At 72.3% G+C, this 26,317-nt stretch carries 26 protein-coding genes; 13 read left to right on the plus strand and 13 right to left on the minus strand.

Going from position 1 to position 26,317, the window contains the following annotated elements; genetic code table 11:
- Positions 1-250 (minus strand): hypothetical protein (locus C1J01_RS50070; protein ID WP_220040083.1); only part of this gene is annotated, 250 nt, incomplete at its 3' end.
- A gap of 288 nt (positions 251-538) precedes the next feature.
- Between C1J01_RS50070 and C1J01_RS50075 the strand changes: the two genes are divergently transcribed.
- The 4 genes from C1J01_RS50075 to C1J01_RS24985 are packed head-to-tail and all read left to right on the plus strand — an operon-like array spanning position 539 to position 3,182.
- Complete coding sequence (locus tag C1J01_RS50075; protein WP_181448947.1) at positions 539-1,117, plus strand: AMIN-like domain-containing (lipo)protein; 579 nt, start codon at positions 539-541, stop codon at positions 1,115-1,117.
- 5 nt (positions 1,118-1,122) lie between these two features.
- Entirely contained in the window at positions 1,123-1,473 is a 351-nt protein-coding gene (locus C1J01_RS24975) for a cupin domain-containing protein (RefSeq protein WP_111181404.1), read from the plus strand.
- 27 nt (positions 1,474-1,500) lie between these two features.
- Positions 1,501-2,574 carry an adenosine deaminase gene (locus C1J01_RS24980; protein ID WP_111181405.1) on the plus strand — a complete coding sequence of 358 codons (1,074 nt, stop codon included), beginning with the start codon at positions 1,501-1,503 and terminating at the stop codon, positions 2,572-2,574.
- Positions 2,571-3,182, plus strand: a complete 612-nt coding sequence (locus C1J01_RS24985) for a PH domain-containing protein (RefSeq protein WP_111181406.1) — start codon at positions 2,571-2,573, stop codon at positions 3,180-3,182. Before C1J01_RS24980 ends, C1J01_RS24985 begins: the two co-directional genes overlap by 4 nt.
- 44 nt (positions 3,183-3,226) lie before the next feature.
- Here the strand turns inward: C1J01_RS24985 and C1J01_RS24990 are convergent, their stop codons facing one another.
- Genes C1J01_RS24990 through C1J01_RS25000 form a run of 3 tightly spaced genes read right to left on the minus strand, consistent with a single transcriptional unit; the run spans position 3,227 to position 6,079 of the window.
- Positions 3,227-3,955: an enoyl-CoA hydratase/isomerase family protein gene (locus C1J01_RS24990; RefSeq protein ID WP_111181407.1), complete on the minus strand. Its 729-nt coding sequence runs from the start codon at positions 3,953-3,955 to the stop codon at positions 3,227-3,229.
- Complete coding sequence (locus C1J01_RS24995; protein WP_235854653.1) at positions 3,952-5,424, minus strand: AMP-binding protein; 1,473 nt, start codon at positions 5,422-5,424, stop codon at positions 3,952-3,954. The genes C1J01_RS24990 and C1J01_RS24995 overlap by 4 nt, the downstream gene beginning before the upstream one ends.
- Positions 5,384-6,079, minus strand: coding sequence for a TetR/AcrR family transcriptional regulator (locus C1J01_RS25000; RefSeq protein ID WP_111181409.1), 696 nt, complete (start codon positions 6,077-6,079; stop codon positions 5,384-5,386). Before C1J01_RS25000 ends, C1J01_RS24995 begins: the two co-directional genes overlap by 41 nt.
- 108 nt (positions 6,080-6,187) lie before the next feature.
- On the opposite strand from C1J01_RS25000, the gene C1J01_RS25005 reads away from it, so the two are divergent.
- Positions 6,188-7,120: a sigma-70 family RNA polymerase sigma factor gene (locus tag C1J01_RS25005; protein ID WP_111181410.1), complete on the plus strand. Its 933-nt coding sequence runs from the start codon at positions 6,188-6,190 to the stop codon at positions 7,118-7,120.
- Between the two features lie 10 nt (positions 7,121-7,130).
- Positions 7,131-7,616 carry a GyrI-like domain-containing protein gene (locus tag C1J01_RS25010; RefSeq protein WP_220040084.1) on the plus strand — a complete coding sequence of 162 codons (486 nt, stop codon included), beginning with the start codon at positions 7,131-7,133 and terminating at the stop codon, positions 7,614-7,616.
- A gap of 174 nt (positions 7,617-7,790) precedes the next feature.
- Here the strand turns inward: C1J01_RS25010 and C1J01_RS25015 are convergent, their stop codons facing one another.
- From C1J01_RS25015 to C1J01_RS25040, 6 genes are all read right to left on the minus strand, one after another.
- Entirely contained in the window at positions 7,791-8,771 is a 981-nt protein-coding gene (locus C1J01_RS25015; protein ID WP_328589675.1) for an AAA family ATPase, read from the minus strand.
- Positions 8,772-8,916: 145 nt separating this feature from the next.
- Positions 8,917-9,453 carry an LGFP repeat-containing protein gene (locus tag C1J01_RS25020; protein WP_111181412.1) on the minus strand — a complete coding sequence of 179 codons (537 nt, stop codon included), beginning with the start codon at positions 9,451-9,453 and terminating at the stop codon, positions 8,917-8,919.
- A gap of 111 nt (positions 9,454-9,564) precedes the next feature.
- Positions 9,565-11,196 (minus strand): phospho-sugar mutase, encoded by a 1,632-nt coding sequence (locus C1J01_RS25025; protein ID WP_111181413.1) that lies wholly within the window; start codon positions 11,194-11,196, stop codon positions 9,565-9,567.
- On the minus strand, positions 11,193-11,996 hold the full coding sequence (locus C1J01_RS25030; protein WP_111181414.1) for a purine-nucleoside phosphorylase: 804 nt from the start codon (positions 11,994-11,996) through the stop codon (positions 11,193-11,195). The genes C1J01_RS25025 and C1J01_RS25030 overlap by 4 nt, the downstream gene beginning before the upstream one ends.
- Positions 11,997-11,999: 3 nt before the next feature.
- Complete coding sequence (locus C1J01_RS25035; protein WP_111181415.1) at positions 12,000-13,304, minus strand: M20/M25/M40 family metallo-hydrolase; 1,305 nt, start codon at positions 13,302-13,304, stop codon at positions 12,000-12,002.
- Positions 13,301-14,293, minus strand: a complete 993-nt coding sequence (locus tag C1J01_RS25040) for an Lrp/AsnC family transcriptional regulator (RefSeq protein ID WP_111181416.1) — start codon at positions 14,291-14,293, stop codon at positions 13,301-13,303. The genes C1J01_RS25035 and C1J01_RS25040 overlap by 4 nt, the downstream gene beginning before the upstream one ends.
- A 110-nt stretch (positions 14,294-14,403) precedes the next feature.
- Here C1J01_RS25040 and C1J01_RS25045 point away from each other — a divergent pair, with 110 nt between their 5' ends.
- Both C1J01_RS25045 and C1J01_RS25050 read left to right on the plus strand, forming a co-directional pair.
- Positions 14,404-15,708 (plus strand): MFS transporter, encoded by a 1,305-nt coding sequence (locus tag C1J01_RS25045; protein ID WP_235854654.1) that lies wholly within the window; start codon positions 14,404-14,406, stop codon positions 15,706-15,708.
- A gap of 34 nt (positions 15,709-15,742) precedes the next feature.
- Positions 15,743-16,651: a phosphotransferase gene (locus C1J01_RS25050; RefSeq protein WP_111181418.1), complete on the plus strand. Its 909-nt coding sequence runs from the start codon at positions 15,743-15,745 to the stop codon at positions 16,649-16,651.
- Here C1J01_RS25050 and C1J01_RS25055 read toward each other — a convergent pair.
- Positions 16,648-17,136 (minus strand): gamma-glutamylcyclotransferase family protein, encoded by a 489-nt coding sequence (locus C1J01_RS25055; protein WP_268958744.1) that lies wholly within the window; start codon positions 17,134-17,136, stop codon positions 16,648-16,650. The two genes, C1J01_RS25050 and C1J01_RS25055, sit on opposite strands and share 4 nt — an antisense overlap.
- A 124-nt stretch (positions 17,137-17,260) precedes the next feature.
- Between C1J01_RS25055 and C1J01_RS25060 the strand changes: the two genes are divergently transcribed.
- Together C1J01_RS25060 and C1J01_RS25065 are read left to right on the plus strand one after the other, a co-directional pair.
- Positions 17,261-18,709, plus strand: a complete 1,449-nt coding sequence (locus tag C1J01_RS25060; RefSeq protein WP_111181426.1) for a DUF2201 family putative metallopeptidase — start codon at positions 17,261-17,263, stop codon at positions 18,707-18,709.
- A gap of 26 nt (positions 18,710-18,735) precedes the next feature.
- A complete protein-coding gene (locus C1J01_RS25065) occupies positions 18,736-20,343 on the plus strand; it encodes a hypothetical protein (RefSeq protein WP_111181420.1) in 1,608 nt (535 codons plus the stop codon).
- A 4-nt stretch (positions 20,344-20,347) separates the two neighbouring features.
- Here the strand turns inward: C1J01_RS25065 and C1J01_RS25070 are convergent, their stop codons facing one another.
- Complete coding sequence (locus C1J01_RS25070; RefSeq protein WP_111181421.1) at positions 20,348-21,712, minus strand: SDR family NAD(P)-dependent oxidoreductase; 1,365 nt, start codon at positions 21,710-21,712, stop codon at positions 20,348-20,350.
- A gap of 81 nt (positions 21,713-21,793) precedes the next feature.
- Between C1J01_RS25070 and C1J01_RS25075 the strand changes: the two genes are divergently transcribed.
- Positions 21,794-23,641, plus strand: a complete 1,848-nt coding sequence (locus C1J01_RS25075) for an AAA family ATPase (protein ID WP_235854656.1) — start codon at positions 21,794-21,796, stop codon at positions 23,639-23,641.
- A complete protein-coding gene (locus C1J01_RS25080; protein ID WP_111181423.1) occupies positions 23,638-25,026 on the plus strand; it encodes an NAD(P)H-quinone dehydrogenase in 1,389 nt (462 codons plus the stop codon). Before C1J01_RS25075 ends, C1J01_RS25080 begins: the two co-directional genes overlap by 4 nt.
- Here the strand turns inward: C1J01_RS25080 and C1J01_RS25085 are convergent.
- Positions 24,970-25,455 (minus strand): VOC family protein, encoded by a 486-nt coding sequence (locus C1J01_RS25085; protein WP_111181424.1) that lies wholly within the window; start codon positions 25,453-25,455, stop codon positions 24,970-24,972. The two genes, C1J01_RS25080 and C1J01_RS25085, sit on opposite strands and share 57 nt — an antisense overlap.
- Positions 25,456-25,541: 86 nt before the next feature.
- Between C1J01_RS25085 and C1J01_RS25090 the strand changes: the two genes are divergently transcribed.
- Positions 25,542-26,317 (plus strand): helix-turn-helix transcriptional regulator (locus tag C1J01_RS25090; protein WP_111181425.1); only part of this gene is annotated, 776 nt, incomplete at its 3' end.

Consider the following 26,317-nt stretch of genomic DNA (forward strand, 5'->3'; position numbering starts at 1 on the left):
GGGGGTCGACGGGGAAGAGGCTCCGGTGGGTGGCGTACAGGTGGTCCCGGGCCTGGCGGGCCTCCTGCTCCAGGAGGGCGCTCCGCAGTCCTGTGACGAAGGCCGCCTGCTGGGGCGGGAGGCCGTCGTGGAAGCGGGAGACGAGCGCGGCGCGGGCCTTGGGCGGCAGCGGGCCCAGCGCGTACGCCTCGGGCGCCTGCGGCGGCGGCGCGCCGGCCGACAGGTAGCGCCGGTACAGCTCGCGCAACACGGCGCGCGCCGGCTGGTTCCGGCGGACCGATGACCAGCGGCGGCCGATGGCGGTCAGCGCGTCGATCGCGAGAGCGCGGGCGCTGTCGGGGTCGCCGGTCAGCAGGTATGCGGTACGGGCGAACGACCGCCCGTAATTAGCGAGAAAATCGATAAATCGCTGTCTTTGTTCACCTATATGACTCCTTGTGGGTCGATCAGGTTAGAGGTCGCCGCCGGTTCCAGGGAAGCCCCGTACCGATCGGGTGTGACGCCGCTTGCGGGCCCGAGGGCTGGGCATCTACCGGGCATGCGACCGCCACGCCCGCTCCGGCTCGCCCTGGCCACCGGGTTCGCCCTGCTCATGGGGTTCACCACGGCCTGCGGCCCGGCCCAGCAGACCGCGCTGCCGCAGGCCCCCGCGACGACGACCGGATCGCCGAGCCCCGCTCCCGACGCGCCCACGAGCACCGCCGAGGTCGAGGTCGATCGCGCCGGCGCGGAGCCCGCCGTCGTGAAGGACGTCCGCTACGCCTCCCACGGCTCCTACGACCGGCTCGTGGTCGACCTGGAAGGCGACATCCCGGGCTACTCCGCGCGCTGGGTGGACCAGCTCGTCCAGGACGGCTCCGGCCGGCCCATCGACGTGGGCGGCGGCGCGTACCTGTTGCTCACGCTCTTCCCGGCCAACGCCCACGACGAGGAGGGGCGGGTCACCTGGGAGGGCGGCCCGGTCTACCAGGCGCGGCTGGGCAACCTCACCGAGGTCGTCAGGACCGGCGACTTCGAGGCCCGCGTGGGCATCGCCCTGGTGCTCGACAGGAAGGCCCCGTTCGAGGTGAAGGAGATGGGCTCGCCGAACCGGCTCGTCATCGACGTGGCACACTGACCCGCATGGTGCGAAAGATCGAGGGGCCGGCCCGCATCCCCGTCCCCGGCGGCAAGGTGATCGACGAGCACGTGGGCCGGGTGGCCGGCGGCGGCGATGCCGTCTCCATCGCCCACATGACCGCCCCGCCCGGATGGGAGGAGCCCGCGCAGACGCCGTCGTTCACCGAATACACCGTGGTGCTGCGCGGCACGGTCGTCGTGGAGCACGACGAGGGCGTCACCCGGGTCGAGGCAGGCCAGTCGGTGGTGACGTCGCCGGGGGAGAAGGTCCGCTACAGCGTCGGCCCCGAAGGCGCCGAGTACATCGCCGTGTGCCTGCCCGCGTTCTCGCCGGAGGCCGCGGGACGCGACTGAGCGCGGCGGTGCTCATATCATGGCCAGATGAGTCTCACGCTTGACGAGATCCGGCGGGCTCCCAAGGTGCTGCTCCACGATCACCTCGACGGCGGGCTGCGCGCCGAGACGATCGCCGAGCTGGCCAGGGAGTCCGGCTACGAGCGGCTGCCCACCCGCGATCCCGACAACCTGCGCCGGTGGTTCGAGGAGGCGTCCGACTCCGGCTCGCTCGAGCGCTATCTCGAGACGTTCGCGCACACGGTCGGCGTCATGCAGAGCCGCGAGTCCCTCGTCCGCGTGGCCGCCGAGTGCGCCGAAGACCTCGCCGCCGACGGCGTCGTCTACGCCGAGGTGCGTTTCGCGCCCGAGCAGCACACCACGGCGGGGCTCAGCCTCGACCAGGTGGTGGAGGCCGTGCTGGAGGGGTTCGAGCAGGGCTCGCGCGGGCGCGGCATCCGCGTCGGCACGCTGCTGACCGCCATGCGCCACCAGGCCCGCTCCCGCGAGATCGCCGAGCTCGCCGTGCGCTACCGCGACGGCGGCGTCGTGGGCTTCGACATCGCCGGCGCCGAGGCCGGCTACCCGCCCACCCGCCACCTCGACGCCTTCGAATACCTGCAGCGCGAGAACGCCCACTTCACCATCCACGCCGGCGAGGCGTTCGGGCTGCCGTCGATCTGGCAGGCCATCCAGTGGTGCGGCGCCGACCGGCTCGGCCACGGCGTGCGCATCATCGACGACATCTCCGTGTCCGAGGACGGCACGGCCAAGCTGGGGCGGCTGGCGGCCTACGTCCGCGACAAGCGCATCCCGCTGGAGATGTGCCCGACCTCCAACCTGCAGACCGGAGCCGCCGCGTCGATCGCCGAGCACCCGATCGGGCTGCTGCGGCGGCTGCACTTCCGGGTCACGGTCAACACCGACAACCGGCTGATGAGCTCGACCAGCGTGTCGCTGGAGTTCCACAAGCTGGTCGAGGCCTTCGGCTACGGCTGGGACGACCTGCAGTGGTTCACGGTCAACGCCATGAAGTCGGCCTTCCTCCCCTTCGACGAGCGGCTGGCGCTGATCAACGGCGTGATCAAGCCTGGGTTCGCCCAGCTCAAGTGGCAGCCATGAAGCAGATCTTCCGTTCCAAGACCGCGTTCGTGCTGGGCTGGGTGTGGCTGGCGTTCGTCGCGCTCAACGTCTGGGACCTGATCGCCCGCTACACCGGCAAGCCGTCGCTCGTGGCGCTGGCCGTGCTGGCGGTGCTGACGTCCCTCGTGTACGCGATAGCGCTGCGCCCCGCCACAGTGTTCACCGAGGAGGGGCTGCTGGGGCGCAACCCGTTCCGCAACACGTTCGTGCCGTGGGCCGCCATCGACGACGTGAGCGTCTCGCACGCCATCGCCGTCCGCCACGGCGACGAGCAGGTGCTGCGGCTCTGGACGCCGATGAGCAGCGCCCGCGAGCGGGCCAAGGCGCAGCGCCGTGGCATGGTCCCGGAGCGGCGGGGACGGTTCCAGACCGAGCCGACGCTGCCGAAGGCCGAGCAGGCGGCGGCCGAGGCGTTCGCGGGCCGGACCCACGCCGACTGGGTGGGCGACCAGATCCGCGAGCGCGCCGAGAAGGCCCGGCTCCGCGACGAGACCGCGGCGCCGGTCCGGGCGACGTGGTCGTGGGACTCGATCGTCTTCGTGGCGGCCACGGTCGTGTTGTTCGTCGGGGTCGTCGCCTTCGGCTAGCGCCGTCAGGCGATCCCGGCCGGCACTCCGCGCGCCGGGGGGTCTCACGGCCGGCGGCGGTTGACGAAGCCCGCCATGCCGGCCTGGGCGATGCCGGACGCCTCCACCTGCCGGGCCGCCTCCGTCTCCGCCGCGAAGGCCCGTTCGACCTCCTCCAGCGCGGGGCGGAGCAGGGCGAGGTGGACGGAGGTGGCCGTGCCGGGCTCGGTCCACCGGCGGACGCGGGCGATCGCCGTCTCCACCAGCGCCTCGGGCGCGACGATCTCGTCCAGCAGGCCGAGGGAGAGCGCGTCGGCGGCGTTCATGCGGGTCGAGTCGAGCACCAGCCGCAGCGCCCGCGCGCCGACCAGGCGGGGGAGCAGGTGACTGGCCGCGTTCGAGACCGACAGGCCGATGTGGTTCTCGGGGAAGAAGTACTCGGCGGCCGGGGTGCCGAGGCGGGCGTCGAAGCAGAGCGTCCACTCGGCGGCGCCGCCGACGCACAGGCCGTTGACCGCCGCCACGACCGGGACGCGCGTCTCCAGTACGGCCCTGGTCATGTCGTGGAAGAGCTCCACCTCCTCGACCAGCGACCGGCCGACGGCCTGGTGCAGGTCCTCGCCGGCGCAGAACGCCCGGCCGGCGCCGGTCACCACGATCCCTCTCGTGCCGGAGCCGTGTTCCCGTACGGCCGCCGCGAGGTCCTTGCGCATGCCGGCGGTGAGGGCGTTGAGCTTGTCCGGGCGGGCGAGGGTGATCAGGGCCACCTCGTCGCGTACGGTCACGTCGATCATCGGGTCTCCTTGTCGACCTGGATGGCGGGGGCGGCGCGCTGGTCGCGCTCCGGCCGGAGCAGGTGGCGTTTCTCGATGCGGGCCGACGGGGTGAGCGAGAACTCCTCGACGAACTCGACGTACGCCGGGATCTTGAAGCGGGCCAGGCGTTCCCTGGCGTGCTCGACCACGCTCGCGGCGGTCTCCTCGGTCGGCGGGAACCCCGGGCGGAGCTGGAGGAACGCCTTCGGCAGCTCGCCGAACAGGTCGTCGGGGATGGGCACGAGCGCGGCCGACAGGATCGCCGGGTGCTCGGCGAGGACGTTCTCGACCTCGGCGCACGAGATGTTCTCGCCGCCCCTGCGGACCATGTCCTTGATCCGCCCGGCGTGGCGGATGTAGCCCCGAACGTCGCGGACGCCGAGGTCGCCGGTGTGGTACCAGCCGCCGGCGAAGGCGCGGGCGGTCGCCTCGGGGTGGTTCCAGTAGCCCTTCATCATGGGGACGCCCCTGACCAGGATCTCGCCGGTGTCCTCGTCGAGGATCACCTCCTTGCCCGGCGGGGCGAGGCCCATCGCGCCCGTTCCGACGGTGTCCGCGGCCTCGACGGGCATCACCAGGTCGGGGCCGCTCTCCGTGGAGCCGTACAGCTCGCGCCAGGGGCAGCCCCAGCGCTCCTCGAACGTGCGGTGCAGGTCGGGCTGGATGCCGGAGCAGAGCACGAGCCGCATGCGGTGGTCGCGGTCGTGCGGGCCGGGCGGCTGTTTGTGCATGAGCAGGGGCATCGTGCCCAGCACGTACGTGAGCGTCGCCCCGTGCTCCCGGGCGGCGGGCCAGAAGCCCGAGGCGGAGAAGCGGGGGAGCACCACGAGCGGGATGCCGCCGACCAGCGCGAGCACGGTGACCCACTGCGGGTCCATGTACGAGTACGCCTGCGCCATCATGATCACGTCGTCGTCGCGCAGGCCGACCTGGTCGGCGACGATCCGGGCGCAGCGGAGCCAGTAGTCGTGGGTGAGCATGCAGGCTTTGGGGAAGCCCGTCGTCCCCGACGTGTACTGAAAATTCGCGACATCGTCGGGATTGATGTGAACGGTCGGGGAGGACCCGTCTGTCAGGGCGTCGAAGAGGTGCACCGTACCGGGGACGTGCGGGGCGTGCTCGGCGGTGGTGACGGTCGCGACGGCGCCCGAGTCGCGCAGGACGTGCTCCAGGTCGGCGGCGCGGTAACGGACGTTCACCGGCACCGCGACCGCGCCCGCCTTGAGCACGCCGAGCCACGTCAGCGGCCAGCCGGGCACGTTGTCCATCATGATCGCCACCCGGTCGCCGGGCCGCACGCCCTTGTCGGCCAGGGCGCCGGCCAGCCGGTCGGAGCGCGCGTCGGCCTCGGCGAAGGTGACGGATCCATGGGCGGGGAAGCGGAGGAACTCGCGGTCGCCGTACGTCCTAGCGGCGTGCCTCATCAGGTCGGGGATCGTTGCGTACATCCGGCGGCTCCCATGGGAAGTCGGGCAGCTGGGAGAAATCGGCGGTGGGAACGGCGGCGTCGGCGGGGGCGCGGACGGCGGCCAGCCCGATCGCGACGAACTCGGCGCACACCTGCTCCAGCGTGGCGTCCCCGTCGGGGCGGTACCACTCGCTGGTGCCGGTGCACATGGACATCAGGGCCAGGCGGGTCAGCCTCTGGTCGGCGAGGCGGAAGGCGCCCTCGGCCACGCCGTCGGCCAGGGCGCGCCGCCAGTGGTCCTCGTACGCGTCGCGCAGGGCGATGATCTCGTCGCGGGCGGCGGAGCCGGGGGTCAGCGACCGCAGCTCGCCGTCCATGACGCGGGTGGTCATGGGGTTGCGGGCGTGGATGGCGGTGAGCGAACCGATCAGCAGGGCGAGGCGGTCGGCGGGGCGGGCGTACGGGGCCAGCATGCGCTCGGTCGCGTCGATCAGCCCTTGCTGGGCGACGCGCATGAGGTCGGCCAGCAGGGCTTCCTTGCTGGAGACGTGGTGGTAGATGCCGGCGTTGGTCATGTTGACGGCTTTGGCGAGGTCTCTGATGCTCGTGGCGGCGTAGCCCCGGCGGGCGAACAGCAGGACCGCCGCCGTCCTGATGCGTTCGCCGGTGTCGCGGGTGGTGAGCTGGGTTGACATGGCGCCCTACCGAACGTTCGGTCGCTTCGATCTCGAAAAATACCCCACGTCGTGAAAAATCGCCATAGGTTGGCTGAGACACCGTGTCGCCGAGATCGAGGTGCATCCGTGACCGCGCAGGACCTTGCCCCGCTCCTCGAACGGCATCGGGTCGAGCTGACCGGCTACTGCTACCGCATGCTCGGCTCCGGCTTCGAGGCCGAGGACGCGGTGCAGGAGACGTTCGTCAGGGCGTGGCGGACGTACGACCCGGCCAAGGGGCCGCTCCGGGCGTGGCTGTTCCACCTGGCCACGAACGTCTGCCTCGACATGTTGCGCGGTCCCCAGCGCCGCGCCAGGGCCATGGACCTGACGCCCGCCGCCGTGCCCGGCGCCGCCCTGGGCGACCCGCTGCCGGGAGACCGGTGGGTCTGGCCGGTGCCCGACGTGCGCGTGCTCGATCCCGCCGACGTGGCGGTGACCCGGGAGACGGTACGGCTGGCGTTCGTGGCGGCCCTGCAGCACCTGCCGCCCCGGCAGCGCGCCGTGCTCATCCTGCGCGACGTGCTGAGGTGGAGCGCCGCCGAGACGGCCGTCCTGCTGGGCACCAGCGTCGCCTCCGTCAACAGCGCCCTGCAACGCGCCCGGGCCGCCCTGCCCGCCACCCGGGCGGCCGACTCCGAGGTGGACGAAGGACTGCTGGCCCGTTACGTGTCGGCGTTCGAGCGCTACGACGTGGACGCGCTCGTGTCGTTGCTGCACGAGGACGCCACGTCGTCGATGCCGCCGTTCACGTGGTGGCTGCGCGGGCGGCAGGACATCCGCACGGTGCTGGCCGCCGCAGCCGGCGACCCGTACTGCGCCGGTTCGCGTCTCGTTCGTACGCGGGCCAACGGCTGCCCGGCTTTCGGGCAGTACGTCAAGGGGGAGGCGTTCGCGCTGATCGTGCTGGAGGTCGAGGGCGGCGTGATCACGGGGGAGACGACGTACCTGGATCCGGGGTTGTTCCCGTTCTTCGGGCTGCCGATGAGTTTCGGGGACGTCCTCCGTACTGATGGGTGAAGGAGGACACATGCCACAGATCATCGAACTTCCCGAGCGTCCGTACGTCGGGGTGCGCGCAACCATCACCATGACCACGTTCGGCGTGGTGGGCGACCGCATCGCCGGCATCATCGCCTGGCTCGCCGAACGCGGCCACCACCCCGCCGACGCCCCGTTCTTCCGGTACGAGGAGATCGACATGGCCGCCGACCGGCTGGTGGTGCAGGCGGGGGTGCCGGTGGCCGTGCCGGTGGAGGGCGAGGGCGACCTCTTCGCCGCCGTGCTCCCCGCCGGCCGCTACGTCACCGAGTCCCACCACGGCCACCCCGACCAGTTGTTCGGCGTCATCGAGTCCGTGCTCACGAGGGTCGAGGAGCAGGGCCTGACCCTTGACATGACGGAGAAGGACGGCACGGAGCACTGGGGCTGCCGCCTGGAGCTCTACAGGACCAACCCGCTGGAGGAACCCGACCTCAACAACTGGGACATCGACCTGCAGTTCCGCCTGTCCTGACGCCGACCAGGCGGTGCGCCGCCCCGCGCCGCACCGCCTACCGCCAGGCCTCCAGGAGATCCGTAGGGGTGACGTGGGTGACACCACTGACCTCGCACCCGCTCCGGGAGACCGCGTAGAGCGGGGTGGAGGTGTCAGCCCCGGGCATCTTCGAACGGTGAACGATGAGCTGGCTCAGGTCGTGATGGTCGAACGGTCGGCTCTCCAGCCACTTGATCGAACCGACCATAAACGCAGGTGTGAGTCGACCACGCGATAGCGCGATTCCCGCGTGGGGCGCGTCGACAGTGGCCGGTCCACCGCGATCATGCGCTTCTCCAGGAGAAGCTGGAGTGCGCGGTTCATCGTGGCGCGAGGGACGTCCGGGGTGGCTGCCGCGATGTTGGAGTGCGTGCGCTGCCCGGAGCCGATCGCCCGGAACACCTGGTCGGCATGCGCCTGCGGTGGGAACTCGGCCGCGAGAGCACGCTCGCCGCTGACGATCAGTGCCGAGAGGGAATCGTGGAGAGCCTGTTCCAGATACGTCCAGAGCGAACCGCCCCTGGGCCACTCTTCGCAGATCATCGGCAGCCCGCCCGAGACCAGATGCGCGTCGAAAGCCTCCTCCGCGGGCAGGTCGAGCGCCTGGACCATGTCGTACGGAGTCAGCGGGTCGACCACGAAATCGGCGGCCCGCTGATAGAAGGGGCGCTCATAGGTGTTGATCGCTTCCATCATGGACAGGTCCGACCCGATGAGCAGCAGCAACACGGGCCGCCTGGAGAACTCCCGATCGAAGAGTTTCTGGAGCACGCCTTCGAGCGAGGGATCGGCCTTGATCAGGTACGGCAACTCGTCGAGGACCACGATGCTGGGCGAGTCCTCGGGCAGGACGTACGCCAGGCGAGAGAGCGCATCATGCCAGGTTCCGGGCTGCTCGTCGCCGAAGCCGGAGACGTCGGACAGGTTGGAGGAGCGCAGATCATCGGCGAAAATGCGTAGTTCCTTGCCCAGGGACTGGCCGGTGGCCGTGTAATACAGGTGCGGGAGTCGCGTCTGGCGGATGAACTCCTCCACCAGCCGTGATTTTCCGACCCGGCGGCGTCCTCTGATCAGCAGCGCACGTCCCGGCCGGTCGGATCGCCGGGGATCCGTCTTGTCGAGCGCGCGCCGCAGTGTGGCGAGCTCTCTCCGCCGGTCTCAATGATGAGACCAACGGGAAGCAGTGGTATCAAGAGCCGATTCAGTCGGCCGGTTTTCCCGGATGGTCTCCTCGTTGATACTAAGAGGGTCCATAGGGCCAATCTTCGGAACCGCCAAGTCAGCCGGTGACCGCGATCGTCCAGGAGCGCTGGCAGGTCGAGCCGAACGCGCCGGTGTCGCAACCCTTGACGGTCCACCGGTAGCCGCTGTTGGTCCGGACGCGGGTCCAGGCCTTGCCGCGGTTGCCGCCGATGAAGTCCTCCTGCCGCCCGTGCGGGTCGGCGGCGCTGGTCCAGCGGACGAGGAACTTGTCCCAGGAGCGGTCGGTCGCTTTCCAGTCGAAGTAGGCGTACCCGTTGCTGGAGTAGGCGGCCACCACGAGCTTGGAGCCGTTCTTGGGCGACCAGGCCATCTGCCCGCCTACGAACGACTGCCTGCGCCCGGCCCAGCCGACGCCGTTCATGTGGACGTCGGTCTCCTGCGTCGTCGGACACCCCAGCCTGCCGTGCTCGCCGCCCAGCTCGGCCCACCGCGCGCCGATCAGCCCGTACGGCCTGATCGCGCAACCGCCGGAGGCGTGGGCCGGTGCGGCGACGACCATCGTCCCGGCGAGCGCGAGGCCGGCGGTGACGGAAGAGATCACGAGACTGTTCATCGGGCGCACTCCCCAGGAGCCGGACCCGCCTCTCCGCTCGTGCGGGTGCCATGCCTCTGTGGTACGCCCGCCCGCTTGGCGGCCACTTGAGCGCCGCTTGCCGGGGGTTGGTCAGAGAGCCAGGTGGGTCTTCAGGTCGTGCTCCAGGGCGGACAGGGCGTGGGCGGCGCGGGTGCGGGCGGCGGTGACGTCGTCGGGTGCCGGGACGACGACCTCCAGGTAGCACTTCAGCTTGGGCTCCGTGCCGGAGGGGCGGATGACGACGCGGGCGCCGGCCGACAGGTGGTAGCGCAGGCCGTCGGTCGGAGGCAGGCCGCCGTCGCCCCGGGAGAGGTCGTCGGCGCGTTCCACCGTCAGGCCGCCGAGCGTCGCGGGCGGTGCGGCCCGCAGGCGGGACATCGCGTCGGCGATCAGCGACAGGTCCGCCACCCGGAACGACACCTGCGACGTGGCGTGCAGTCCGTAGCGGCGGGCCTGGTCGTCCAGCAGGTCCAGCAGCGTACGGCCGTCGCGCCGGGCCGCCGCGGCGACGGCGGCCGCGGTCAGCGCCGCGCCGATGCCGTCCTTGTCGCGGACCGGCAGGCCGGAGTCGGAGCCGACGCTGTAGCCGATGGCCTCCTCGTAGCCGAAGACCAGCCCCGGACCCGCCTTGATGATCCATTTGAAGCCGGTCAGCGTCTCGCCGTACCGGACGCCGTGCGCCCGCGCGATCTTGCCGAGCAGGGTGGAGGAGACGATCGTGGTGGCCACCATGCGGTCGCCGGTGGTGTGCGTGATGACGTGCTCGGCCAGCAGGCCGCCGAGCTCGTCGCCGGTCAGCATGCGCACGCCGCCGCCCGGCAGCGGCACGCCCACCGCGCACCGGTCGGCGTCGGGGTCGTTGGCCAGCACCAGGTGGGCGTCCGTCTTCGTGGCCAGCGCGACGGCGAGATCCATCGCGCCCGGCTCCTCCGGGTTGGGGAAGGCCACCGTCGGGAAGTCGGGGTCGGGGTCGCGCTGCTCCTCGACGGCGATCGGCTCCTCGAACCCGGCCGCCTTGAACGCCCTGGTCAGCAGCTCCGCGCCGACGCCGTGCAGCGGCGTGTAGGCCACCCGCAGGTCGCGGGCGTCACCGAGGGGGAGAGCGGTCACGGCGTCGAGGTAGGCGGTGACGACGTCCTCGCCGAGCACGGTCAGCGTGCCGGGGCCGTCCAGGGGGAGCGAGGTCACGGGGCCGACGGCGTCGATGGCGGCCGAGATCTCGGCGTCGAGCGGCGGCACGATCTGCGAGCCGTCACCCCAGTAGACCTTGTAGCCGTTGTCGCGCGGCGGGTTGTGGCTGGCCGTCACGGTGACCCCGGCGTCCGCACCCAGGTGGCGGACGGCGAAGGCCAGGACGGGCGTGGGCAGCGGACGCGGCAGCAGCGAGGCCCGCAGCCCCGCCCCCGTCAGCACGGCGGCCGTGTCGCGGGCGAACACGTCGGACTTGTGCCGCGCGTCGTACCCGATCACCACGTGCCTGCCCGGCCCGAGCACGGCGGCCAGCCCGGCGGCGGCGCGCATGACGGTGACGCGGTTCATCCGGTTGGGGCCCGCGCCCAGCTCGCCGCGCAGCCCCGCCGTGCCGAACTCCAGCCGGGCGCCGAACCGCTCCCGCAGCTCGTCGAGGTCCTCCCGCTCGATGAGGGTGGCCAGCTCGGCGCGGGTGTCGGGGTCGGGGTCCTGCTCCAGCCACCGGCGGGCCAGCGCCAGGAGATCGCTCACAGGCGGTCCACCGCCTTGGCGAGCAGCACGCCCATGCGGGCGGCCGTGGCGCGGCCCACCTCCAGCACTTCCTCGTGGTCGAGCGGCTCGCCGGAGAGCCCGGCGCCGGGGTTGGTGACCAGGGAGACGCCGAGCACCTCCACGCCCGCCTCGCGGGCCGCGATCGCCTCCAGGACGGTGGACATGCCGACCAGGTCGCCGCCCAGCGTGCGCAGCATGCGGATCTCGGCCGGCGTCTCGTACGTCGGCCCGCGGAAGGCGACGTAGACGCCCTCGGCGATGGACGGGTCGATCTCGCGGACGAGGTCGCGCAGGCGGCGCGAGTAGACCTCGGTGAGATCGATGAACGTGGTGCCGGTGATCGGGTTGGCCCCGGTCAGGTTGATGTGGTCGCTGATCAGGACCGGGTCGCCGACGCCCTGCGTCTCGGGACGCAGCCCGCCGGCGGCGTTGGTCAGCACGAGCGTGCGGACGCCGGCCGCCGCCGCCGTGCGCACGCCGTGCACCACCGCGTCGACGCCGAGGCCCTCGTACAGGTGCGTACGGCCGAGGAAGATCAGTGCGGTCCGGCCCCCGGCGGTGCGCACGGCGCGGATCTTGCCGCCGTGGCCCGCCACCGCGGGGGCGCGGAAGCCGGGCAGGTCGGCGAACGGGATCTCGCTCACCGTCTCGCCGATCGCGTCGGCGGCGGGCACCCACCCCGACCCCATGACGAGCGCCACGTCGAAGGAGTCGAGGCCGGCGGCGCCACGCAGCGCCGCCGCGGCCTCGCCGGCCAGGGTGTACGGGTCGTTGTTCACAGATCAGTAGTTTAGGAGCAGCCTGTCCAGCACCCGGACGCCGAACTGCAACGCGTCCACCGGCACCCGCTCGTCCACGCCGTGGAACATCGAGGCGAAGTCCATGTCGCCGGGCAGCCGCAGCGGCACGAACCCGAACCCGCGCACCCCGAGGTCGGCGAAGAACGTCTTGTTGTCGGTGCCGCCCGACATGCAGTACGGGATCGCCCGCGCCGCCGGGTCCTCGGCCTTCAGCGCCGCGATCATCGACTCCACCAGCGCCCCGTCGAACGTCGTCTCCAGCGCGATGTCGTGGTGGATGAACTCGCGCCGCACCTTCGGCCCGAGCAGCGAGTCGATGGTCTTGAAGAAGTCCTCCTCGAACCCGGGCAGGAACCGCCCGTCCACCACGGCCGTGGCCTGGCCGGGGATGACGTTCGACTTGTAGCCGGCGTCGAGCTGGGTCGGGTTGGCGGTGTGGCGCAGCGTCGCGCCGACGAACCGCACCAGCGGCCCGATCTTGTCGAGGATCGGCTGGGGGTCGTCCTCGTCGAACGGGATGCCGAAGGCGTCGGCGACCTCGGTGAGGAACTGCCGGACCGTGGCGGTGTAGGTCAGCGGCCAGTCGTGCTCGCCGATCCTGGCCACGGCCCTGGCGACCTCGGTGACGGCGTTGTCGGAGTTGAGCATCGAGCCGTGCCCGGCGGTGCCGTCGGCGATCAGCTTCATCCACGACAGGCCCTTCTGGGCCGTCTCGATGAGGTAGAGCCGCAGCGACGGGTCCACCTCCAGCGAGTAGCCGCCGACCTCGCTGATCGACTCGGTGACGCCCTCGAACAACTCGGGGTGGTGGGCCGTGAGGTACTTGGCGCCGTACACGCCGCCGGCCTCCTCGTCGGCCACCCAGGCGAACACGATGTCGCGGCGCGGCTTGCGGCCCTCACGCTTCATCTGGCGGATCAGGGCCAGCATCATCGCGTCCATGTCCTTCATGTCCACCGCGCCGCGGCCCCAGATGTAGCCGTCGCGGATCTCGCCCGCGAACGGGTCCACCGACCAGTCGGCGGCGTTGGCCGGCACGACGTCCAGGTGACCGTGGACGAGCAGGGCGGGCAGCGACGGGTCGGAGCCCTCCACCCGGGTGATCACGTTGCCCCGGCCCGGCTCGCTCTCGATGTACGTCGAGTCGATGCCGACCTCCGACAGCCTGGCCATGACGACCTCGGCGGCGGCCCGTTCGCCGGGGCCGCTGCCGTCCCCGTAGTTGCTGCTGTCGGCGCGGATCAGTTCCACGCACAGGTCGGCGACTTCGTTCTCTGCAGGCGTCATGGTGTGGTCTCCCAACGGTGGTTCAGCGTGAGCAGTCCGGACTTGTGGAGATGGCCGCGTTTGTAGGCGCGGGTGATGAGGGTGAGATCGACGTCGGTGATCTCGTCGTACCGGCCGACGACCCCGGTCATGAAGCGATAGAGGTCGGCCTCGTGCGCCGCGACGACCTGCACGACGAGGGAACGCGTGCCGGTGGTCGCGGCGCAGTACCGGACGTCGGGGTGCGCGGCCAGCCGCCGGCCGACCAGGTCGAGCCCGTGCGGGCGTACCTTCAGCCAGAGCATGGCCTCCACCTGCAGCCCGAGCAGCGCGGGCTCCACCTCGGCGCGCGGCAGCAGCAGCCGGCGCTCCAGCAGCGAGGTGAGCCGGCGGCGGGCGGTCGGCGGGGAGAGGTCCAGCCGCTCGGCGACCGCGGTGTACGCGATGCGCCCGTCGGCCACGAGCAGGTCGGCGATCTGCTGCTCCAGCGGCGACAGGACCTCCTCGTCGGGCAGGCACTCCGGGGGCGGGCCCGGCCGCAGGTCGGCGACCTCCTGCTCGGTGAGGTAGGGCGCGTGCCACTCCGCGACGGTCCTGAACGTGTGCAGCACCACCTGCGCCTGCGTGCGCACGATCCCGTCGATGCCGGTGAGCTGCTCGGACAGGATGCGGTGCAGGTCTTCGCGGGAGGGCGCGATCAGCTCGCAGCCGAGGTCGGCGGCGCCGGTCAGCGCGTACACCGAGCGGGTGTCGGGCCGCTCGGTCAGCGACTTGGCCACGTGGTCGGCCGTGCCCGCGTACACCTGGACGTCCAGGTGCACCGGACGCCCGTGGCCGGTGCGCAGGTCGTCGTAGATGGCGGTGACCCGGACGACGCCCTCGGCGATCAGCCGCTGCAGCCGCCGGGCGACCGTGCGCTCGTGCTCGCCCACGGCCCGGCCGATCTCGCCCCACGACGCGCGGGGGCTGACCTGCAGGGCGGCGACGAGCCGCCGGTCGAGAACGTCCACCTAGAACCGTTTCTGTGTCGGGATAGTAAATCTAATCCCCGACATTTGACTGTTTCGGTCTCTTACCTGCACAGTAAAGCATTCCCGCACGTGGCAGCAAAGGAGTCCAGGTGGCCACCTCCCCCATGGCCCCGTCACCCCTCGGCATCCCCAAGAGCCGGGCTCGCCAGCTCATGGCGGCGAGCATCGGCAACGTCGTCGAGTGGTACGACTGGTACGCCTACACCTTCCTCGCGACCTACTTCTCCGCCCAGATCTTCCCCGAGAGCACCGGCAACAGCCTCGTGCCGTTGCTCAGCTCGTTCGCCGTCTTCGCCGTGGGCTTCTTCATGCGCCCGCTCGGCGGCCTGCTGGTCGGCGCCTTCGCCGACCGGTACGGCCGCAAGGCCGCCATGACGTTCACCATCGTGCTGATGGGCGTGGGCTCGCTGATCGTCGGCCTCACCCCCACCTACGAGGCGGCCGGCCTGCTCGCGCCGGTCATCCTCACCCTTGCCCGGCTCGTCCAGGGCCTGTCGGTGGGCGGCGAGTTCGCCGCCGCCACCACGTTCCTCGTCGAGTCCGCCCCCGAGGGCCGCCGCGGCCTGTTCTCGAGCTTCCAGTACGTCAGCACGACCATCGGCCAGCTCCTGGCCTCGGGCCTGGCGGCGGTGCTGGCCACCAGCCTCGCCGAGGCCGACATGGACTCCTACGGCTGGCGCATCCCGTTCGTCGTCGGCGCCGTGCTCAGCCTCGTCGGCCTGTGGATTCGCAAGGGCGCCGACGAGACCTCGGCGGTGGCCGAGGAGATCCAGCGGGGAGAGGCCGAACGTCCGAAGATGTTCGAGTTCCTCAAGCACCACCCGAGGTCGGCGGCCACCATCGTGGGCATCACGATCGCCGGCACCGTCGCGTACTACACCTGGACCAGCTTCCTGCCCACGTACGCGCAGATCACGGTGGACTTCGACGAGGCCGACTCGCTGCAGATCGGCACGATCTCGCTGGTCTTCTTCATGATCCTGCAGCCGCTGCTCGGCATGTTGTCGGACCGGGTCGGGCGCCGGCCGATGCTCATCACGTTCGGCGTCGGGTTCCTCGTGCTGCCGGTGCCGCTGCTCGGCCTGCTCACCGACGCGTACGCGAGCCTGCTCGTCGTGCAGCTCGTCGGCATGGTCTTCCTCGGCTGCTTCACCTCGATCTCGGCCGCGGTCAACTCCGAGCTCTTCCCGACCCGGGTGCGGGCGGCGGGCGCGGGGTTCCCGTACTCGCTGACCGTGGCGCTCTTCGGCGGCACCGCGCCGCTGATCGGCACCGCCCTCCAGGAGGCCGACAACCCGGGGCTCTTCCCGTGGTACATGTCGGCGCTCGCGCTCATCTCGACCCTCGTCTACGTGTTCGTCCTGAAGGAGACGAAGGGCCGGCCGCTGAGCTAGCCGGGAATGTCGGGTCTTCGTTAGGGTCCGGCCTGTGACGGACTACTCCGAGGTGTTCCTGCGGTTCGGCATCGAGCCGCAGGACTCCCTCCACCCCTACGCCCCGGTGTTCCGCGGCGTCGTCGGCGGAGTGGCCGTCGCCGTCAAACGCACCCACGCGCCCGATGCCATGGGCCGGTGGGTGCGCCACCTCGCGGGTGCGGGCGTGCCGGTGGTGACGCCGCTGGCCGGGCCGCACCGGATCGGCGAGGACGACTGGGTCGCCTACCCGTGGATCGACGGGCGCCCCTACGACGGCTCACCGGCGGACATCCGCGCCGCCGGCGACCTGCTGGGCCGCCTGCACGCGGCGCCCGCCGGCTCGACCGGCCTGCCCGGTTTCGTGTGGCCCGACCACGACGCGGCGTCGGTCGAGGAGGACGTGGCGGGCCTCGACAAGGTGCTCGCCTGCTATCGGCCCGGCCTGCGTGAGGAGGTGCTCGGCCGGCTCGCGCCGCTGCTGGCGTCGTTCATGACGACCACGCTGCCGGCGATCCGCGACGCCGGGCTGCCCGTGGCCGACGTGCCGCTGGACTACAAGGCCGTCAACCTCGTCTACGGCGCGGCCGGGCCCGTGCTGATCGACCCCGACAACGGGGAACGGGCGCCCAGGCTGCTCGACCTGGCCCTGGCCGTGCTGCTGTTCCACAACGACCTGCCGGGCGGCCCGGGGAGGTTGTTCACCGGCACGGAGTGGGCGGCCTTCCGCGACGCCTATCTCGCCCACGTGCGGCTGACGGAGCGGGAGCGGGCGCTGTGGCCGGTCGCCGTCACGTACATGCTGCTGGAGTGGGGCGTGTGGACGGCGGTCAACGGCGGCGAGACGGGCGACTGGGACGACCCGCGGCAGGCGGCATTCCTCGCGGACCTGCTCACCGCGGACGCCGGGCGTTACCCGATCTAGCCGCCGTAGGACGTGCAGGGGCGCTGCCGGAGCTCCTTGACGTAGTCGTCGGGGGCGCCGGCGCGCTCGGCCGCCTCGGCCAGACAGCCGAGGTAGCGGGCCGAGGGCAGGCCGCCCTCGTAGCCGTCGAGCACGTAGAACCAGGCCACGACCTCGCCCTCCAGCGTCTGCACCCGCAGCCGCACCTTGTGGTAGGCGCCGCGCACCGCGCCCTCCCACTGGTCGAGCGAGGTCTCCTCCCACTCGGGCACGTCGTAGAGCACCACGAACACGTGCTCGTCGGGATCCTCCACGATCGTCGCGACCGCGCCCTCCCAGGACGAGTCGTAGCCGCCGAACGTCAGCCGCCAGCCGGGCAGCCAGCCCACGCCCCAGATCGGAGAATGCGGCGCACGCATGGCCATCTGCTCCGGATCCATGTTGGAGCCGTAGGCAGCGTAAAGCCTGCGGTCATTCGGCTTCCCCGAGTGCGAAAGCCATGCCACGATCCACCCCTCTCGACGGGTGACGCTCATCCAGCTACCGCGCTATCCTGTCACGCCCCGCGGCCGAGTCGTTCCACCCCCGGGACGAAGCCGTGTCATGCAACGGTCAGGCATGCTGGGCTCCATGCCGTACGGACAGACGGGAAGGCCAAGGGCGCCGGTCGTCGAGCTGACCGACCGGCGGGCGCTGGAGCGGTGGCGGCCGGCCGACTCCGAGACGGTCGAGCGGGCGCGGCGGCTGAAGGAGCAGGCGCTGCTCGACCTCGGCCTGACGCACAGCGCGATCGCGTCGTGGATCTACAGCAAGTGCCACCACCAGGTCCCGACCACGGCCGTGGACACCGCGGCCGTGCTGGCCTCCGGCGACGGCACGTGCCTGCTGCTCTACAACCCCGACTTCTTCGTGGCGCTGGGCCTGGAAGGGGTGCGGTTCGTCCTCTTCCACGAGGCGCGTCACCTCGTGCAGCGGCACCTGTTCGCCGAGCCGGAGCTGCTGGACGACCCCGTCTTCACGCTGGCCTGCGAGGTGACCATCAACCACGTGGCGCTCGTACGGCTGGGCGCCCGCGGGCTTCCGGTGATCGACGGGCGGCCGGTGGGCGTCGACCCGGCGCGTATGCACCGGGCGTACCAGGCCGACCTGGCGGAGCAGGGGCTGACGGCGCTGCCCTACGAGGAGTTCACCGCCACCGACATGATCGTCTACCGGGAGCTGCGCCGGATGCGCCGGCCGCCCGTGCCCCGGCTGCCGCCCTGCGTCCACCTGCTCCTGGACGGGCTCGACCAGGAGACCGTCGACCGCATCGGCAACGAGGTGCTGCGCAGCGTGCTGATCGCGGCCAGGCGCGGCAACGCCGTGGCGCGCGGCGAGCTGCTGGACCTGCTGGAGCGCACCGAAGGCGCGGGGGAGCGCGTCGACCGGCTCTGGGGCGACCTCGGCGCGCACGCGCTGCGCGGGCGCACCGTCGCCACGCGCCGCGTCGAATGGTGGCAGCAGTGGCTCGTCGACGTGCTCGGCTCCAAGCTCAGGGACGGCGAGCGGCTGGTCTACCCCAAGAAGCGCGGCGCGGTGCTGGCCGCGCTCGGCCATGAGCCCACGCTGGCCCGGCGCGGCCGGGAGCGGGTCAAGACGCTGGTGATCGCGCTCGACACGTCGGGGTCGATGCCGGACGGCGTGGTGGAGTGGCTGACCGAGCTGGTCGGGCGGATCGACGGGGCGGAGGCGCACTGGCTGAGCTTCGACGCCGTGGTCATGCCGTTCCGGCCGGGCGAGCGGGTGTACGGCGGGGGCGGCACGAGCTTCGCCGCGGTCCGCGACCACGTCGAAGGCCGTCATGGCGCACCCGGCGACCGGCCGGCCTCGGACGGGGGCCGGCCGGTCGCGGATGGCGGCGGTGAGCTCGACGGGCATCCCGACGCGGTGATCGTGCTCACCGACGGGCACGCTCCGCCGATCACCCCCGCCATGCCCGACCGGTGGATCTGGCTGATCACGCCCGGCGGCGACGACTGGCCCGAGCGGCATCACCCGCCGATGGCCTGCCACCGGGTACGCCCGGCGCTGGCGATGTGATCGCCGACCCCGTACGGTGTCGATCCGTGACTTTTGCCGCTGTCGCCCGGATCAGGGCGGCCGACATCCGCGCCTGCGCCGCGGGCCTGCTGCGCTTCGCCACCTCCGGCGAGCTGGACACGCTGCTCGCCGACCCCCTGACCGCGCAGGCCCACACCAGCTACGGGATGCTCAACCGCACGGTCGTCGAGGCGTCCCTGCGGCGGGACGGCCGCCCGCCCGCCGGCCTGCTGTCCGATCCGGCGCCGTCCGATCCGGCGCCGTCCGATCCGGCGCTGTCCGATCCGGCGCTGTTCGACCCGAAGTCGTGCCTGCTCGGCCGGCTGCTGGACCTGGACGACCCCGAGGTCAACGGCGCGCTCTTCCTCTCGCCGGCCACGCCGCGCAACGTCCTGCGGCAGCTGGCCGGCCAGACCTCCCGGCGGGACGGGGTCACCCCCGTCCCGCTTCCCGCGCACGTCCTGCAGCAGGCGACCTCCGAACGCCTGCTGAACGCGCTCCTGCACTCCAGCGACCCCGACGTCGCCGCCCACGCCCTGCGGACGCTGGGCCGGGGCGCCGAGCCGCACGGCGCCGTACGGGCCTGCCGGCTGCTGCTGGACAGCCACCGCTCGTACGAGCTGCGGCGGCTAGAGGAGGACCGGCTGCCCGAGGCCCGCTGGGGGCCGGACGAGTCGGAGCCGAGCGTCGGCGCGTACGTCCGGGCGGCGCTGCGCAGTCAGGACGGCGCCGACCGGCTCCGTGAGCTGAGCGAGCGGGTGCGGCGGCCGGAATGGCTCACGTCGGTGGCCGAGCTCGGCGACGCGGCGGGCCGCGACCCGCTGGGATCCGCGCCGCTGGTGCGCTCGGTCGTCCACCGCCGGCACCCCTGCGCGCCGCGGATCGACTGGAACGCCCTGCTGGCGGCCGAGCCGGAACGGCGGCGGCACGACGGGCCCTTCCCCTACCCGGTCGCGCGGCTGCTGGCGCTGCGCTCCGACACGCCGTACGAGCTGCTCCGGCTGGCGGTCCTCGACCACCCGCAGGTCGCGCCGCTCGTCCCCGCGCCCACCCCCGAGCTGCTCGCGGCCGTCTGCGAGCGCCTGGCGCTGGTCGGCGCGCCCGCCGCGGTGAAGGTGGCGGGCAACGGCTTCGTCATGGGCACCCTGACCGCCGAGCAGATCGCCGCGATCCTCCCGCCCGAGGCCCTGGAGTTGTACGCGGAGTCGCTGTGGCTTCCCGGGCTGCGCGGCGCGGCGGCGGTCCGCACGCTGACCGGCCGGGACGGGGACGTGGACCTGCGGCCGTTCTTCTGCGACGAGACCGGCCACGGCGCCCACCGCCGGCTGCGCTCGCCCCTGCGGCGGGCGCACTGGGACGCCGCCGCCGTCTACGGGCCGCAGGTGGCCGACGCGTTGCGGCATCGCGAGCTGTCCGCCGACGAGGTGCTGTCCATGGTCACCCCGGACGCCGTGCTCGCCCCCGACCCGGCGGCGCCGCCGGACCCGCGGGTGCTGCGCCGGCTCGCCGAGCTGGTGCACCAGAACCTCGGCGGGCGGCCGGAGGCGTGGACGGTCGCGCTGCGGCTGCTGCAGGACGGCTTCGTCGGCACCCTCCCCGAGCTGCTCGTCACCGCGGGCGCCGTGGCCGCGTGACCGGTCACCAGGGCGCGACGCGGTAGTCCTTCAGCAGGCACCCGTACGGCGGGTCGCCGGCCTCGCCGCGCACGATCGGGTCGTAGACGCGGGCCGCCGCGTCCACGTCGTCCAGCGGCGGGCGGAAGCCGGCCGCGGCGCGGCGGCGGCGGTCCGGCTCCGGCTGCTGGTCGGAGAACCAGCCGGGGTCGACGCTGGTCACGTAGACGCCGTGGGCGGCCAGCTCGCGGGCGCTGGTGCGGGTGAGCATGTTGAGCGCGGCCTTGGCCATGTTGGTGTGCGGGTGCTCCGGGCCCTTGTGCCGCCGGTCGAACTGGCCCTCGGCCGCCGAGACGTTCACCACGTACCTGCGGGGGTGCGGCGAGCTCGCCAACAGCGGCCGGAGCCGGCCGAGCAGGAGGAACGGCGCGGTGACGTTGATCAGCTGCACCTCCAGGAGCTCCACCGGGTCGACGTCCTCGACCAGGCGCGTCCAGGAGTTGACCGGCGACAGGTCGGGGATCAGGCCGGAGACGTCGCCTCCGGCGCCGGCGAGCTCTATGCCCGGGCTCGTGCCCGGCCCGGCGGTCAGCTCGGCGGCCCGTTCGGCCGCCAGCAGAGCCGCGTACGACTCCGCGGGCGGGCGCACGGTCTGGGCGGCGAGGTTCACCAGGATGTCCAGCGGCTCGCCCGCGTCCACCTGCGCGTCGCACCAGCGCAGCAGCGCGGGGACGTCGCGCAGGTCCATCCCGGTGACCGTCAGCCGGTCGGCCCACTTCGGGCTGTCGGGCACGGCGGCGAACCTGCGGCGCGCGTCGTGCGGGAACCGGGTGATCGCGGTCACCGCGGCCCCGTCCCGCAGCAGCTTCAGCACCAGCTCGAACCCGGCCTTCACCCGGCCGCCGGTGACGACGGCCCGCCTGCCGGTGAGATCGGCACGGGCGTGCCTGCGCGCCCGGTTCTCGGCGTCGCACGGCGGGCACAGCCGGCCCACGCCCCGGAAGTGGCTCTTGCACACGTAACACCGCCGCAGCCCGTCGCCGAAGCCGACCGAAGACGACACGACGACACCGCCTCCCGCCGGGCCGACACTGTCCGGGGTCGGTGCGACGAGGCCGCCTCCCACCGGGCCGACACTGTCCGGGGTCGGTGCGACGAGGTCGCGGTCCGCGTGGTCGGCGCTCGCCGGGGCCTGGGGCCGGGGGGTCGCCAGTGCCTCGGCGTCCTCGGCCACGCGCCGCCGTCGTTCCCTGGTCCGCGCGTTCTGCCGGGTGCGCTTGGTGAAGGCGCTGACCGCGTGCTGGACGCGTACGAGATCGGGGTCGTCGGGCGGAGCCTCGGCCAGCTCGGCGAGCACCCGCAGGCACACTCGCAGATCGTCCTCACGCATGCCGGTATTAAACGGCAAATCAGATGATATTCCTGGCTGTCCCCGATGTACTGGCCCCACCCGAGCCAAGGAGGTCACCAGGTGAACGGCCGCCGGACGAGGCGTTCCGCCCTCGCCGACTTCATCGACGCGATGATCGACCTCGGCATCACCGGCCAGGTCTTCGGCGAGCACGGCATCGGCAAGACCTCCACCTTCTTCACCCACGTCCGGGAGAACATGGAGAACGTCCGCCTGGTCTACGTGCCCGCCGCGAACCTGACGCCCGACGACCTCCTCGTCAACGCCCCCGTACGTCAGGACGGCGAGCTGGTCCTGCGCCAGCTGATCATGCGGCAGCTCAGTCCGGGCCGCCCGTTCGTGCTGCTCATCGACGACTCCCTGCAGGCCGGCGAGACCATCCAGGCCCAGCTCATGCAGATCGCCTGCTCCTGGACGCTGGGCGAGCACGACCTGCGCGCGCTCGGCTGCGTCGGCGTCTTCCTCACCGACAACGAGTCGCTGACGGAGACGTCCGCCCGCCGTTCCGACCTGGCGATCCTCGACCGGATGGCCACCTTGCGGGTCACGGCCGCCGACACCGCCTGGCGCGCCGCTCTCGCCCGCAAGTTCGCCGACGTCGACCTGTCCGGCGTCTTCCGGGTGTGGGCGACGCTGCCGCCGGAGCTGCGCCGCCTGATGTCCCCGCGCACGCTGGAGCACGTCGTGGACTGCGCCCTGGCCGGGCTCCCGCCGCACTGGGGCCTGCCGCTGGTGAACGGCGAGCGGCTGCGCCTGGCCGTGCCCCGCCAGGACGGCACGCCCGGCCGCGACCAGGCCCCCGACGTGCTGGCCGCCGTGGTCGAGGAGCTGCGCCGCGCGGGCGCCGACGTGCCGGCCCCCGCGCACCTGCCGGACGCGGTCCGCACGGTCGTCCGCGAGGCCCTGCGGCGCCGGTGGGCGGTGCTGATCCAGGGCCCGCCCGGCTGCGGCAAGACCGAGGTCGTCAGGGAGGTCGTCCGCGAGGAGCTGGGCCGCGACCCGGTCTACTTCTCCCTGCCCGTGACCAACGTCGAGGACCTGTGCGTCCCGGTGCCCACCCCGGACGGCACGCTCGACAACCTGATGGCCCGCGTCTTCGCCGGCGAGGAGCCGAAGGCGGTCGTCTGGGACGAGTACAACCGGCCCAAGGACAAGTCCACCTTCGCCCGGCTCATGGAGATCACACAGGAATGGTCGCTGGCCGGGCGGCGCATCGAAGGGCTGCGGGCGCAGGTGGCGCTGCAGAACCCGCCGTACCACCTCGGACGCAAGCTCCTGGTCGCCCGCAACACCGTCGCCCAGGCCTCCCGCTTCACCGTCTCCCTGGACATCACGCCCGAGGACATCCCGGCCAACGAGTGGCTGATCGAGCGGTACGGCCCGGTCGCCGAGACCGTGCTGGAGTGGTGGAAGAACGACATCGACGACGAGGGCCGCGCCTGGATCACCAAGCGCACCCTCGAACGGCTCATCAAGCTGCACGGCCGCGGGCTGCCGCTGGAGCTGGGAAAGATCTACCTGGGCGACGGCGAGTACGCCCCCGTGCCGCTCACCGACCTGTCCGCCCGCCTGGCCTCCCGGCAGGTGACCGGGCTGCGCGAGCTGGCCGGCGACGTGGACGGCTGGGCCGCCCGGCTGCGCGCGGCCGCCGAGGAGGGCCCCGAGGGGGCGGACGCGAGCGACGTCGTGCACCGCGTCCTCGCCAACGCCGAGCTTTCACAACTGCGCGCCCACCGCGCCGCCGTCGCCCGGCTCGCGCCGCTGCTGCCGCCCAAACTGAAGGCGACGTACCTGGTGGGCGCGGGTGACGAGCGCCAGCGCTTCTGGATCGAGATCTTCACCTCCGCCCGGAGCGGCCACGGCCCGGTTGCAGTGCAGTCCGGGATGTACGGGACAATGGAACCGTGACGAGGATCGTGATCATTGGCGGCGGACCCGGCGGCTACGAGGCGGCGCTGGTGGCGGCGCAACTGGGCGCGCAAGTCACACTGGTCGAGCAGGACGGGCCCGGCGGGGCCTGCGTGCTGACCGACTGCGTGCCCTCCAAGACCCTGATCGCGACCTCCGTCCGTAAACAGGCGCTGCTCGACGCGGCCTCGCTCGGTGTGTCGTTCACCGGCGGGCCCGACGGCGACGTCGGATCGGTCGGGGTCGATCTGCCGCTGGTCAACAAGCGGGTCAAGGAGCTGGCGCAGGCGCAGTCGGCCGACATCGCGACCAGGGTCGAGGCCGAGGGCGTCGAGATCATCAGGGCGCGCGGGCGGCTCGTCGATCCGCAGGTGGTGCGGGCGGGCGACCGTACGATCCGGGCCGACGTGGTGCTGGTCGCCACCGGCGCGACCCCGCGCGTGCTGCCGGGGGCCGAGCCCGACGGCGAGCGCATCCTCAACTGGCGTCAGCTCTACGACCTGGAGGAGCTGCCCGAACATCTCATCGTGATCGGCTCGGGCGTGACCGGGGCGGAGTTCGCCGGGGCCTACCGGTCGCTGGGGGCGGAGGTCACGCTGGTCTCCAGCCGCGACCGCATGATGCCCAACGAGGACGCCGACGGCGCCGAGGTGCTCGAAGAGGTCTACCGGCGGCGGGGCATGAACGTCATGGGCCGTTCGCGGGCGGCGTCCGTCAAGCGCACCGACGACGGCGTGGTGGTGACCCTGGAGGACGGCCGCACGGCCGAGGGCTCCCACGCGCTGATGACGGTCGGCATGGTGCCCAACACCTCCGGCATCGGCCTGGAGGAGGCCGGGGTGCAGCTCGACCGGGGCGGCTTCATCAAGGTCGACAAGGTCTCGCGCACGTCCGCGCCGGGCGTCTACGCGGCCGGCGACTGCACCGGCGTGCTGATGCTCGCCTCCGTGGCCGCGATGCAGGGCCGCATCGCGGTGTGGCACGCGCTCGGCGAGGCCGTGCAGCCGCTGCGGCTGTCCACCGTGGCCTCCAACATCTTCACCGACCCGGAGATCGCGGCGGTGGGCGTCGCGCAGCGGGCCATCGAGGCCGGCGAGATCGAGGCCAACGTGGTCAAGCTGCCGCTGGCCACGAACGCGCGCGCCAAGATGCAGGGCTTCAACGACGGCTTCGTCAAGCTCTTCTGCCGCCCCCACACCGGCATCGTGCTCGGCGGTGTGGTCGTGGCGCCGCGCGCCTCGGAGCTGATCCTGGCCGTGTCGGTGGCCGTGCAGCAGCGGCTGACCGTCGACCAGATCGCCCACACGTTCGCGGTCTACCCGTCCCTGTCAGGCTCCATCACCGAGGCCGCCCGCCGCCTCATGCAGCCCGGCGTCTCCATCTGACTTCCCCTTCGCGGCCGTCGTGGCCAGCACCTCCAGGTAGTGCGGGTTGTACATCAGGCCCAGCACGTTCCCCCAGGGGTCGATCACCGAGGCGGTGACGAAGCCGGTGCCGCGGTCGCGCGGCGCGTCGTGCTCCTTGGCTCCCATCGCCACGAGCCGTTCGAGGGTCGCCGGGACGTCGTCCACGTGCCAGAAGACCACGGCCCCCGCCGGCACTCCGACCGTGCCCGGGTCGGGGGTCCTGGCCAGTTCGCCGCCGGCGTAGGAGCTGTGCACGAAGCCGAACTCGTGCCGGTAGTCGCCGACGCGCCACTCCATGTACGCCGGCGTGTCCATGTACGGCGGGATCCCGAACAGGTCGGTGTACCAGCGCTTGGTGGCCTCGAAGTCGGGTGAGTAGAAGGTGACGGTGGTGAGTCCGCGCAACATGTCCGGTTCCTCTCTCGGGGTTGTGAGACCATCCTCGTCGCCAAAGTGCTCATCAACTGAGCACTTTGTTCGCGAAGATGAGAGACATGCGCGCCGACCGTCTCGTGACCGCTCTGCTCCTGCTCCAGGCCCGGGGCCGGGTGACCGCGTCCGAGCTGGCGGGGGAGCTGGAGGTCTCGGTGGCCACGGCCCGGCGTGACCTGGAGGCTCTCTCCGCCGCCGGGATCCCCGTCTACCCACAGGCGGGACGCGGTGGCGGGTGGCAGCTCGTCGGCGGCGCCCGTACGGATCTCACCGGGTTGACCGCGGCCGAGTCGCAGGCCCTCTTCGTGCTCCTCGGTCCGGCCGGTTCGGGCGAGCCCGTGCTGTCCTCCGCCCTGCGCAAGCTCGTCCGCGCCCTGCCCGCCACGTTCCGGGCCGACGCGGAGGCCGCGGCGCGAGCCGTCGTCTCCGATCCGGCGGGGTGGGGCGAGGCCGAGCGCGAGCCGCCCGGCCTCGTCGGCACGTTGCGGGACGCCGTGGTGCGACGGCGCAAGGTCAGGCTGGTGTACGGGGGGACGGAGCGCCTGGCCGACCCCCTCGGTCTGGCCGACAAGGACGGGATCTGGTACCTCCTCGCGGACACGGAGGCCGGCCGGCGGACGTTCCGCGTCGACCGCGTCGTCTCCGCGGAGGTCACCGATCTGCCCGCCGAGCGTCCCGACGACTTCGACCTGCCGGTGGAGTGGGCACGGGTGGTGGCGGAGATGGAGCGGCGGCGCTCGCCCGTCTCGGCCGTGGTGCTGATCGACGCCCGTTTCCTCCCGGTGCTGCGCTCGCATTTCGGCCGCCACTGCGAGGTCGTCGCCGAGGAGGGCGGGCG

This window comes from Nonomuraea aridisoli (assembly GCF_003236395.1).
Lineage (GTDB): Bacteria > Actinomycetota > Actinomycetes > Streptosporangiales > Streptosporangiaceae > Nonomuraea > Nonomuraea aridisoli.